Source organism: Flavonifractor sp. An82, from assembly GCF_002159265.1.
Lineage (GTDB): Bacteria > Bacillota > Clostridia > Oscillospirales > Oscillospiraceae > Flavonifractor.
The window spans coordinates 73,485-85,706 of record NZ_NFHG01000016.1 but is presented as its reverse complement, the minus strand read 5'-3'; the positions used below and the strand labels follow the sequence as shown (position 1 = coordinate 85,706).

Here is a 12,222-nt window from a genome sequence, read left to right as displayed (position 1 = left end):
AGTGGCCATCCTGTCAATGCACCATGACTGCGGTGACCATGCACCATTTCAGCGGTCTGAGTGCACCATTCGTGCGGTCTAAGGGCACCGTTTCAGGCGGCGTATTCATCATGTCCGTATATCATGGCGCGGCCCCTGAATCGGCTTTAGCTCTTCGAGCTGGAAAGGGGGGATGTTACTGATGAATGAGTATGCGGTTGTCAAGGTACAGGTGAAAGAAGAACACTCGAAAGAATGCCTTTCACCTATCGTCCTGAAACCGCAGGGGTGTCAACCCTGTGCCGCAAAATATTTTTTAAGTTTGGCAATCGCCAGGTTTATGGACTTGGCAACAGCTTGATGGCTTGTCCCTTCCATGCGACCAATTTGCCGGGTAGAGAGTCCCTGAAAAACATGAAGCCGGAATCGCCGTTTCTGAACCTCGGTCAAAGCGCCCACTGTAAAAAGCTGCTCCAAGGCTTTCCAGGCATACTTGCGGTTCTGTATGTCAACAACTCGTTCTTCCCATTCTTCATCCAGAGCGCGAGTGGCACAATGCTCCGTTTCCTCCAAACCGTGTATTGAAACATCCTTGCGGGTCTGGGCGCTCTCTGCCCGATCCTGCTCATAGTAGATTTGATCGGACAGGGCTTTCAGCTCTGCAAAGTCATGTTCCGTTTTGTCAGGATTCTCCTTCAGATAATCCTCCAGTGTGATTTCTATGATTTCGTTATGAAGGCGATAAACGATATTTGGGCTGTTTTTGTTTATCGCATAGTCGCTTTTGCGATAATTATGCACTTCTGTTACCTCCGATTTGTTTTTTTGCGGAAAACAAATCGGAGGTGGCGGCCCCCTAACTCTTTGTTCAGGGAGCCTTAAATGAAAGCGGCCGACTTTGTATCGGAATACAAAATCAGCCGCTTTCTGAATATGTGCATTGAGAAGTCCAATAGAGTAGGCAGCACCGGCAGGCGGGGGTTTGTCCCCACTTGGGGAAAACTCCCGCGCACAAAAACGCAGACCAACGCCTATTGAAATTTGTCCATTGAAAGCCGTGTGTCGTTGATATGGGACAAAAAGTAACTTCTCAATGCTGCGGATTTTCTGATCCATAGCACTGTTACTCCTTGTCCGCTGCTATGCGGACGGCACACAGGCGGCTGGCATCATCCCCTTTCTTCCATCAATGTGGCAGTTCTACGCTGCCGCCTTTGCTGATAATTTTTAATTGTAAGTTCTAAATTGGGGGAACCTTGACGGATTCCCTCGGAATTTGTCGATAGCATAAAGAAAGGCGGCCCTTATCCATAGGATAAAGACCGCCGTATGCGCTGATTATGTATGATACTGTTTTTGCAGCCCCTCATCGGCCTCACCTCACTTTTCCCCAGGGGATGGGTAGACTGTCACAGCAAGAGTTTATCTTGAAGAAATCATCAGGACTTCATCGAGAAATGTAAAATTCCCTTTCTTTTCTTCGTATTATAGTCTTTTATAATGGCAGAAAACAGTGCCGGACACAGAGGTAGATTCTGTGTCCGGCATTTTGGTATGCTATCTATCAATTTTGTATCCCACCCGAAAAACGGTCTTGATGTAGGTGGGGTGCTTTGGGTCAGGCTCCAGCTTGTTCCGTAGGCGCCAGATCGTGTTGTCCACGGTATTGGTGCCTAATTCATAGTCCTCACCCCAGGCCGCATTGTAGAGCTGCTCCCGGCTAAATACACGCCCAGGGCAGCGGGCCAAGCAGTAAAGGATAGAGAACTCTCCGTAGTTCAGGCAGATCTCCTTACCGGCCTTTGTGACCCGCCGCTGCTCTGGGAATATCTCAATATCGCCCAGAGTCAGGGCAGAAGGATCAAGGTCAGCAGCATGGAGAATCTGAACATCTTTTCCTTGCAAGGCCCCCATGATGGATTGAAAAATGCTTCCGTCTGGGTCGGAAGTACGGATGACGATGATCTGCTCCATGCCGCTCACCCCTTTCAAGTTTACCTTCAAGACCGCTTTTCCGCGGCTTCTTTTAAGCGCTGAAAGCTTTCATCGCTAATGAGATGCTCTATTCGGCAGGCGTCAGCCTCCGCGATCCTGGGGTCAACGCCTGCGGCGATAAGCTGCTCGGTAAAAAAACAATGTCGCTCATAGATTTTTTCGGCAACCTCACGCCCTACATCGGTCAGATGGAGAGAGTAATCCTCATCCATCGTCAGGAAGCCCCCATCCCGCAGGGTCGCCACCGCATGGCACACACTGGGCTTTGTGACCTCCAGGTGCCGGGCGACATCCACGGAGCGCACCATGCCCATCTTCTTATGGAGAACAAGGATGGCCTCCAGGTAATCTTCTCCGGATGCCCGAAGTTTTACGGTGCGTTTATCCATAGATGTCAGCATGGTTGGTCTCCTTCCTTTAGGAACGGGATTCCCTTCATTCAGATCAGCGCAGCGTTGGAAAGTTGTTTTTTTAGAACTGTTTTCCCAAGCATACTGCCCACCAGAGCCAGTACAACAGTTGCAGCAATCATAACCGGCAGCATCCATATCTGCGCAACATTCTGCATGACTGTCGCATATTCGGCCGACATTTCCTCTGTGGCGCGTGCAACCGTGTATTCGGGGAACGCCCAGATATAGAGAGGATTACCGAACATACCAAAGGAAAATATGACATGACTAAGGAGTGTCGTCTTAAGATTGTGGTAACCGCCAACTTTCCGTACGCCCTCTGCAAGAACGGTGGTGATAATTAAGGTAACAATGACCAGATTGGAGAGTTCCCCGGCAATAAAATAGATTACACCTACGATCAGGTTCATTAAAAACACAACACCGGGTTTCGCTTCCTTTGCCACAATATACAGATATGGGATTCCCGTAAAAAAACCAATTAGAGCTGGCATAAAAATCCACAGAATGGGCGTAAGTGCCCCGGACATCATGACCACCATGGTTATCATAAAGTAAACCAAGGAAATCCCGGCTGTAATCCCGAAATCTTTACCAGTCCATTTACTATTCATATATAATTCTCCCTTTCGTCCATCCTCTGTTTATCCAATGGCCCAACCCTCAGCTTGTTCGCGGATGGAGATAAATCGTTTATACAACCCATTTTGTGAGACAAGCTGCTGATGAGTTCCCCTTTGGACAACCTTTCCCTCATCAATCACCAAGATCTGATCTGCGCTTTCAATAGTCGCAAGGCGATGGGCAATCACAATAATGGTTTTACCGTGAGTAAGATTGCCGATGGCTTGTTGAATAAGATGTTCATTTTCTGGATCAATGCTGGCAGTTGCTTCATCAAGGATGACAATGGGGGCGTTTTTTAGCATAGCCCGAGCAATCGAAATGCGTTGCTTTTCTCCACCAGATAGGGTAGAGCCACCCTCACCAACGACTGTGTTATAGCCATCTGGGAGCGCCATAATAAAATCATGGCATCGGGCGGCTTTGGCGGCGGCAATTATTTCTTCCTCGGAGGCATCGGGTTTTCCGAACAAAATATTGTTGCGAATTGAATCGTGGAACAAATACACATTTTGGAATACCATACTGATATTTTTCAGTAGAGAATCGCAGGTAAATTCCCGAACATTGTGGCCTCCCACTTGTATTTCTCCATTCTGTGCATCATAAAACCGAGCCAATAAACTGCAGATTGTGGTTTTCCCGCTGCCGGATGGTCCTACGATCGCTGTTGTGGTGTTCTGCGGGATACGGAAGGAGATATGGCTTAAAACTTCCCGACTATCATAGCCAAAGGACACATCCTTAAACTCAATATCGTACTGGTTAATAGAAACATCTTTTCCGTCTTTATCAATGAATTCAGCATCTTCAATACTCTGAAGTTTCTCCGCTACTGTATCCAGCATTTCCAGAATGTGAAGGGAATTATTTGCCGACTCAATCGTGTTAAACATGATATAACTGTAAACGATCAACATAATCGCCATATACAGTTCCATTTCCCCTTGGAGTGCAAGAAGGGCTGTGATGCAGGTGATTGCCATGGTGCCCATGTATAGGCCGAGCCGGTGCAATGCGTCACAAGGAGCAAAGTTCCGTTCCATCTTAATGTTAATTTCTTTCGACTTATGATAGGCCCGGTAGAGGCCGTCAGAGGCTACACCTTCCTGCTTGAAAGATTTGACAACAGCCATCCCGCGGACATACTGAACAATCTCATCTGCCATCTCATTGATACTTTCCTGCCGAATCGGGGAATTTTTACGGCTTTGGCGCTCGATAAGTTGCAACCCGGCTGTAGAAATTGCCACAGCCAATAGCGCGGCGCCCCCCAAAAAAGGAGAAAAGCATAGCAGCCATATTATCGTGATTGCAAGAAATATGTAGCTGTCAATAATGTTATTGACAACATTCATCGTCTGCATTTCAAAAAAAGCCAGATCTGTGGTGATAGCAGTGGTAAATTCCCCCATGTTTTTCCGCTGGAGAAATCCCAGCGAAACCCGCTTAAGAATATCACCTATCTTCAGTCGTTCTGCACAGGTTACCTCATGAGCAATGCTATCCTGCCGGGTTGCCCGGATATAGGCGAACAGCCATCGGAGCAAAACTGAACCAAGGATGATTGTGGTGAGTTGGAGAACATATACCGGTTCCAACACTGCTGCCCCGTTGCTGTCATCAAGAATCAGCTTAATTGTCCAGACTCCGCAGATAATAGGAACAATGCCAAGAATATTGGAGATCATTGAGAGGGCAATGCCAAGATAGAGCCGCCCCTTGTACTGACTCATCAGACGGAACAGCCGTTTGAGAATTCTAATCATGCGAAAACCTCCCCTCTTAACCCAACTGACCATTTCTTTGCGCCAATGTGAGCCTGCCACATATCTCTATAAAGAGAGCTGCTTTCCAATAGTTCCTCATGAGTACCGCTTTGCGCGATTCGTCCTTTTTCAATCAAAAGGATCCTATCTGCATTCTTGATTGTGGAGAGGCGGTGGGCGATGACCAGAAGCGTTTTACCACGGGTCAACTCTGCGATAGCTTCCTGAATTTTGGCCTCATTCTCTGGATCAGTAAAAGATGTGGCCTCGTCCAAAATCACGATGGGAGCATTCTTCAAAATAGCCCTGGCGATTGCAATACGCTGTCTCTCACCACCAGACAGCCGGTCTCCAGCCTCGCCTGCGCTGGACTGATACCCCTGTTCCAGCTTGTTGATAAATTCGTCGCATTGTGCCTTTCGGGCCGCCTCCAAAACCTGCTCATCTGTGGCTTGCGGATTGCCTAGCCGGATATTTTCCAAAATGGAGCAGTTAAACAGAAAATTATCCTGCGTAACAAAGCTCACCTGATCGGCCAACTCTGTCAGAGGAATGTCTTTGATATTTACGCCACCAATCCGGATGGCTCCCTCTGTCGGATCCCAGAAACGTGCCACCAGGCGGGCCAGTGTCGATTTACCTCCACCAGACGGGCCGACAAGAGCATAAAATGCCCCCTCCGGGATAGCAAGATTTATGTCATGGATTACATTTTCTTTTCCGGTATAGGAGAAGGTCACATGCTCCATTAGGATGTCATGAGCCGAGATCGGTTTTTCCTCCATTGCCAATGGCAATTCTCCAATATCAAAGGTCTTATTTACAATATTGACAGAATACTGAATTGATTTTAGCTGATTAAAAAACAGAATCATGCGGCCCAAACTGCTGACCATGCCCATAGAGAGCAGCATTGCCATAGTGATTTTTGGCAGGGTTGTGCTGCCATAGAGATAAAGCAGCGTGCCAATCGGCAATACACCCAGTAGAGTTGTCGGCAGAATACTGGCACCAAGGGTAGTAAATTTCCATGTTGATTTGTACCAATTCAAGGTGGTTTGCTTGAAGTTCTCTACCGCTTTCCGATATTTCTCATAGGACGAGGTCGACTGGTTGAAAGCTTTCACAACTTCAATGCCTTCCATGTACTCAACCACTACATTGTTCATGTGCTCATTGGCTTCCATATAGACTTGGTAGGTTTTATTGTAGCCGCCCAACATCATTCCATATGGAATAAGCGCCAAAGGGATGGTAATCAGCGATGCCAGCGCCAAACGGAAATCAATCATACAGAGATAAGTGAATACCGCTATCGGCAATATCAGCGCCCCGGCGCCCTCTGGAATCACATGAGCCAGGGGGATTTCAATATTCTCAATCTGATCTACCACAATATTCTTTACGCGACCAGCGTTGATTCCTTGGGCCACTCCAAGCGGAGCCTTCATCAGTTTCTCGGCGACCCGCTTTCGCATCAACTCCAAAATGGTATATGCAGAAATGTGGGAAAGCGTAGTGGAGATGGCATGAAACAGAACCTTGCCGAGAAAACCGATCGTGCCAACAATGGTCCAGTAAAGGATCGTCTCCGCCGTGGCGGTTTGGTCAAAAAACAGGCAAATAATACGGTAAGCGGCAACATAAGGGATGATGCCCCCTGCAACCGACAGTAATGCACAAATTACAGATATAATCAGTTTTCCCTTGCATGGCGTAGCATAAGACAGGATACTGCCTGCAAGACCTTGCTTCTTCATAAAACAACCTCCTTCTGAAAGAGAATAGAATAGATCTGCGGTGTATATCTGGGTTCTACAGGAAAGAAACTTTCCACCCTGCCGTTGAGCAGATAGCAAATATGGGTGCAGGTATGCATTAAAAATTCGTAATCATGGGTGGTCACCAGGAGGGTCTTGCCCTGTTCTGCCAGTTCATGTAGAAGGGAAGAAACATTGACCATACTGGAATAGTCCAGGCCGCTGGTAGGCTCGTCGAAACAAATCACATCTGTGTCTTTCATACAAGCTACTGCAATGCAAAGGCGCTGCTTCTGGCCGCCTGACATTGATGCAGGATGTTGCTGTCGATAATCCAATAATCCCATCCGCTCCAACAGCATACGGCCTTTTTTTTGCAGTTCCTCATTGCCGTCATTACCCAGAAACAGTTCTTTTTCCACACTTTCTGTAAAAAGCTGGTAGTCGCTGCTCTGCATGACAAGAAAAGTATCGCGCACCCTGGTTTTACTATTCACCGCTTGGCCACCAAATCGAACCTCCCCATTGGTTTCTTTTTTTAAACCACACACAATTTCCAACAGCGTACTTTTCCCTACGCCGTTGGTTCCGACGATACCAACGATGTCTCCTTTCCCGGCAGAGAGGTTCACATTTGCCAGCGTCTCACTTTCTCTGGTATAGCGGTAGGATAGATTTTCCAGACAAATTTGTTCCTCCGCTCCGGTTTTTTTCTGCGTCACAGGTGGGCGTATACTTAGAAGATCCGTACTCCTTAACCCCATTCGGTTAGCCTCCTCGTTGGAAAGGGAACGGAAGGCAGAGGCATCCAATTCTCTTGTGATCTGTCCATATTCAATCAAAACGGCACGATCTGCAATGTCTTTCAGATAATGGATGCGGTGCTCAGATATAATAATGGTATACCCCTGTTGTTTGAGTGTATGGAGAATCTCCATCAAATGCTCGGTGGCTGCAGCATCCAGATTAGCAGAGGGTTCGTCCAGCACCAGAATTTTGGGGGCAAGTGCGTAGACTGAGGCGATAGCAATAGACTGCTTTTCACCGCTGGACAGTTCAAAAATGCTGCGCTCCAATAAGCGCTGAATTTGCAGGTCGTTAGCCGCCTGTTCAATACGCCGACAGATTTCTTCTCTTGGAATGCCCACATTCTCACAGGAAAAGGCAATTTCTGCTGTTGTATCCGTGGCAAAAAACTGAGACCGTGGATCCTGAAAAACGGAGCCTACCACACCAGCCAAATCCTGGATTGACAGTTCATCTGTATTCTGCCCATCTACAAAGACCCTTCCTTCCAGTTCCCCTTCAAAAAACTCCGGAACTAAGCGGTTAATCAACCGGGTGATGGTCGTTTTTCCACAGCCCGAGGAACCCAACAGAACTACAAATTCCCCTTTTTGGATAGTAAGGCTCACATCCCGCAAAGCCGGTTCCTTTGCATTGGCATACTGGAAGGAAACGTGTTCAATTTGAATCATATCTTTACCTCCCAAGCAAAGCACTGCCAACAATTCCAGCAATTACAGCGGAAATAACGGCGCCTGCATATAAAAAGTCGGTTGCTCGTAAACGTACCTCCCGATAAGAGGTGCGCTTTGATTCCAAATCCAACCCTCGTGTCATGGCAGAAGCGGCCAGTTCATCCGATATCGTCATACTCCTAATAATCAACGGAACAATGGCATATTCACAGGTTTTAACTGGGTGAAGCAGCACATTTCGCACTGTCAGTCCAATGCCGCGTAGCATCATAGTATTTTTGATAAAACGGAATTCATCCTGTACTGTTGGGATGTAACGGAAAGCTACCGCCAGTGCGATAGTACCACCTTTAGGCACGTGCATATTCTGCATCGCAGTCACAAAATCACTGACTCGTAGCTTGCTGCCCATCCACGCTCCCATGACAAAAAACACTACAACTCGTTCCAGCATGAATAGAATCATACCCACGCCCGCAGCGAATTTGCTTTGCGGTACGAAAGAAAGAATTAGGTTTATTAGCAGGAACACAGCAAACAGCATTGCAGTCTTTTTTGCGCCCAACCAAAGACCACGAGCCAGATACAGAACTACAACCAGCAGATACATCCAAATCAGGGCCAACAGATTTGGCGCACTAAAAGTAGCTGACGCAAAGACAACCACCAGCAAGAGCTTCATTCGTGGGTCCAGCTCTAAAAAACGAATGTGTCTGATATCCCTGCTCATACGATCCCCGCTTTTTGAAAGTGTTTTTTCAGCAACAGTTTTCCAAGAAATGCTCCAACCACACATCCCACCACAGTGGCGGCAAGACCCACAAAGAACATTGGCCCGATAAGCATATCAAACACTGTGGAGTAGAGATCCGCATAGGCGGATACTGCGGCCAAATACATATCTTTCATAAAAATAAGTGGAATCGTCATGCCCAGATAGAGAAATACCACCTGAACGGTAAAGCACAGCAACATGGTAGAAAACTTGTGCCGATCCAATGTGCGCCAGAAAAGTTCAGCAATCACCGCGCCAACGGCAATTACCAGCGCAACACCCCAAAAACTCATAAGCTGCATTGCCGCCCAAATTAACCCAAATAACAAGACGATTCCTTTCTTATTCACTTTCGTAAACAGAAGCATGAAAATGGTTCCCCAAACCACTGCACAGGCCGCAAAGACAAACAAGCTGCCAGCGACGGTCATACCAATGGGTGCGCCAACTCCCGCATAGACCAGAAACATAAGCACATATAAGATGGCGGCGGTTATGTAATCGCGAACATTCATTTTGTCTGATTTTTTAAATTTTGCAGTGTTACTTTTCATTGTTTTCTCCTTCCTCGTTAGCGGTCGCTAACCAATGTGGATTTTTTTGGCTTTTAGCCTATTAAGCTAAAAGCCAAAAATAGCTTGCCAGTTAAATAGTTTTGCCACATATTCACAGTGGCGTAATGCTTGTTCCAAAGGCAAATCATGAACGATTGGCTCAAACAGCGTAGACCAAAAGGCTGTCAGCAGCATGTGGATTTCCTCTTCATCAATCTGGTTGTCTCTACCATCTTGCTGGGTAACTGCCTCTAAAAATTTGACCGTTTGCTTTGCATGGTGAGATACGAAATCATGTAAGAAATTTGCGTGTGTCGAACCTTCCGAACGACACAGGAGCAACTTGAATCCATCGTATCGCTCATAGGAAAAACGCACAATCGTTTTAAGTGTTGTGCTTGACATATCCCATACGGATTGCATCTTGCCATGTGCCAACTGCTCGTAATCGTACCGTTCGATATTAAGCGCCATCTCCTCAATATCCTGAAGTGTTGGACCAACTACTGCTTCAAACAAAGCTTCTTTGCCAGGGTATCGCTTATACATGGCTCCTGTTGTTACGCCGGCTTTTTTGCATATTTCCCGCAAGGAGGCATCTGCAAACCCCTTTTCCATAAATTCTTCTTCTGCACTTTTAAGTATCTTGGGATCAATTCTCCGATCCGGCAACGACATTCTATCACCCCTTTAGATAACATTGATATCGGTAACGCTGTTATCAGAATAGCATAAGTGTGTTATCTTGTCAATAGCCACACACAAATCTGGTTATTCAGAATTCCTGGTACGACTGGCAATACACCTGGATAGACAGCATCATGGGCCAGGACATGTTGAGCAGCAGCCGGCGTACCGGCATCACTCCCATCTTGTTCTCTTCCAAGTTTCATTTCCTCCTCCTGTTCGGGTTTCCAAAAGAAATCGGGGCGTGCTGACGCACGCCCCGATCCCGTTCTCTCCAGCGGCGTGGCAGCCCGCTGGACGCTTATAAACTTCTCACATAACGCAGGTCATTACAGACCATATGGTGGGGAAAGGGCACCTTCTGTATGGTGCCGTCCCAGGCAAAACCGTGCCGCTCATAGAACCGGCGGGCGCCGGAATTCTCCCGCAGCACAAAGAGGGTGCAGCCCGGATAGCCCTCCGCCTTCAGGCGGCGCACCGCCTCCTCCAGCAGCAAGCCTCCATAGCCTCTACTCGTTGCGGCAGGCTCAACGTAAAGGGATATCACTTCACACCACCCATGGTATTGGCTGCTGTCAATCACCAGTTCCGCGCTCTGGCGGGGACTGGGACCGCTGCGGATGGGCCCATAGTTACAGCAGGCCACAGGCACGTCATTTTCGTAAAGTAAAATGCCTTTGCATCGCTTGGTAGCGTAGTCATCCCGGAAGAAGGGAATCCAGTGCTCCTCGGTGGTGACCTCTTGCAGGTAGTCGTCTGGTACATAGCCGGGATAAGCGGACCGCCAACCCCGGCAGTGGATGGCACTCATGGCCGCAAAGTGCTCCTCGGTGGAGGCATCCACAAAGCGCAGGGGCTCAGGCACGGACAGTCTCCTCAACCTTCTTTTCCGCTTCCTGCTGGGCCTGCTGCCGGGCCAGGGCCCGGGCATTGGCCAGCATCAGCTTGATGCGGTTCTCCTGGTTGATCTTGGTGGCACCGGGGTCATAGTCGATGGCCACGATGTTGGAGTTGGGGTAGTCGTCCTTCAGCTTGCGGATCATACCCTTGCCCACGATGTGATTGGGCAGGCAGCCGAAGGGCTGGGTGCACACAATGTTGGGGGTGCCGGTGTGGATGAGCTCCAGCATCTCGGCGGTGAGGAGCCACCCCTCCCCCATCTTGTTGCCCTCGCCAAGATAGCCCTTGATGAGCTGGCGCAGGTCCTGGAAGGTGCCGGGAGCCCGGAAGCCGCCCCGCTTCATGGCATCGATCATGGCCCGCTGGCACTTCTCCACGTAGTGGCGCAAGCTGGCGCAGGCAGCCTTCTTGGCCAATTTGCCGCCGTAGATGTCCACGTCCACTTCCCGGTTGTAGATCTTGAAGATGATGAAGTCGGTGAGACCGGGCACTACCGGCTCCGCTCCCTCGGACAGGAGGAACTGCTCCAGGTTGTTGTTGCCCAGGGGGGAGTATTTGATGTAGATCTCGCCCACCACGCCCACGCGGACCTTGGGCTCCCCGGCCACGGGGATGGCCTTGAAGGCGGCCACGATGTGGTCAAAGTTCTCCACCATGCTCTTGAAGGACAGACCATCGCCCTTGCTCATTTCAGAGAGCAGGTGATCTTCGATCTGCCGGATGGTCTCATCCGTCTGTCCGGCGTTGACCTCGTAAGGCCGTACCTGGTTGGCGGTCTGTACGATGATATCGCCGTACATCATGGCGAATATGGCTTTGCGCAAGGTACCCAGGCCCAGTTTGAAGCCGGGATTGTGCTCCAGGCCGGACAGGTTCAGGGAGATGACTGGCACATAATCCAGCCCGGCCTTCATCAGCGCCTTGCGCAGCAGGTGGATGTAGTTGGAGGCCCGGCAGCCGCCGCCGGTCTGGGTAATGAGCAGAGCCACCTTGTGGGGGTCGTATTTACCGCTCTTCACCGCATCAATGAGCTGGCCGATGACCAGCAGGGCGGGATAGCAGGTGTCGTTGTGGACGTACTTCAGGCCCTCATCCACGATGTTGCGGTGGTTGGTGGTAAGCATCTCCACCTTGTAGCCCTCTGTCTCAATGATGCGGGCCATCAGTCCGAAATGGACGGGCAGCATGGTGGGAAAGAGGATGGTATACTCCTTCTTCATTTCCTGCGTAAACAGGAGCCGTCCGGTTTTATCGTAAATCAGTTCTGCCATAGTAACGATGGTTC

The 12,222-nt window shown here is 48.9% G+C and carries 12 protein-coding genes; all 12 read right to left on the bottom strand.

The annotated features are described in order from the left end of the window. Positions 1-270: 270 nt before the first annotated feature. On the bottom strand, positions 271-1,095 hold the full coding sequence (locus B5G34_RS19235) for a hypothetical protein (RefSeq protein ID WP_242957067.1): 825 nt from the start codon (positions 1,093-1,095) through the stop codon (positions 271-273). A gap of 441 nt (positions 1,096-1,536) precedes the next feature. Further along, positions 1,537-1,953, bottom strand: a complete 417-nt coding sequence (locus B5G34_RS14235; protein ID WP_087338925.1) for a winged helix-turn-helix domain-containing protein — start codon at positions 1,951-1,953, stop codon at positions 1,537-1,539. 26 nt (positions 1,954-1,979) lie between these two features. Beyond that, positions 1,980-2,375, bottom strand: coding sequence for a metal-dependent transcriptional regulator (locus B5G34_RS14230; protein ID WP_242957066.1), 396 nt, complete (start codon positions 2,373-2,375; stop codon positions 1,980-1,982). Positions 2,376-2,413: 38 nt separating this feature from the next. Then, a complete protein-coding gene (locus tag B5G34_RS14225) occupies positions 2,414-3,001 on the bottom strand; it encodes an MptD family putative ECF transporter S component (protein ID WP_087338901.1) in 588 nt (195 codons plus the stop codon). A 30-nt stretch (positions 3,002-3,031) separates the two neighbouring features. Beyond that, on the bottom strand, positions 3,032-4,780 hold the full coding sequence (locus B5G34_RS14220; protein ID WP_087338898.1) for an ABC transporter ATP-binding protein: 1,749 nt from the start codon (positions 4,778-4,780) through the stop codon (positions 3,032-3,034). Then, a complete protein-coding gene (locus B5G34_RS14215) occupies positions 4,777-6,540 on the bottom strand; it encodes an ABC transporter ATP-binding protein (protein WP_087338895.1) in 1,764 nt (587 codons plus the stop codon). Before B5G34_RS14215 ends, B5G34_RS14220 begins: the two co-directional genes overlap by 4 nt. Further along, positions 6,537-8,018: an ABC transporter ATP-binding protein gene (locus tag B5G34_RS14210; protein ID WP_087338892.1), complete on the bottom strand. Its 1,482-nt coding sequence runs from the start codon at positions 8,016-8,018 to the stop codon at positions 6,537-6,539. Before B5G34_RS14210 ends, B5G34_RS14215 begins: the two co-directional genes overlap by 4 nt. 4 nt (positions 8,019-8,022) lie before the next feature. Further along, positions 8,023-8,751: an energy-coupling factor transporter transmembrane component T gene (locus tag B5G34_RS14205; protein WP_162609490.1), complete on the bottom strand. Its 729-nt coding sequence runs from the start codon at positions 8,749-8,751 to the stop codon at positions 8,023-8,025. Next, positions 8,748-9,350, bottom strand: coding sequence for an MptD family putative ECF transporter S component (locus B5G34_RS14200; RefSeq protein ID WP_021632312.1), 603 nt, complete (start codon positions 9,348-9,350; stop codon positions 8,748-8,750). The genes B5G34_RS14205 and B5G34_RS14200 overlap by 4 nt, the downstream gene beginning before the upstream one ends. Positions 9,351-9,416: 66 nt before the next feature. Continuing rightward, positions 9,417-10,028 (bottom strand): TetR/AcrR family transcriptional regulator, encoded by a 612-nt coding sequence (locus B5G34_RS14195; RefSeq protein WP_087338889.1) that lies wholly within the window; start codon positions 10,026-10,028, stop codon positions 9,417-9,419. 310 nt (positions 10,029-10,338) lie between these two features. After that, a complete protein-coding gene (locus B5G34_RS14190) occupies positions 10,339-10,902 on the bottom strand; it encodes a GNAT family N-acetyltransferase (protein ID WP_242957065.1) in 564 nt (187 codons plus the stop codon). Then, entirely contained in the window at positions 10,895-12,208 is a 1,314-nt protein-coding gene (locus B5G34_RS14185; protein WP_087338884.1) for a 2-hydroxyacyl-CoA dehydratase, read from the bottom strand. The genes B5G34_RS14190 and B5G34_RS14185 overlap by 8 nt, the downstream gene beginning before the upstream one ends. Positions 12,209-12,222 lie beyond the last annotated feature (14 nt).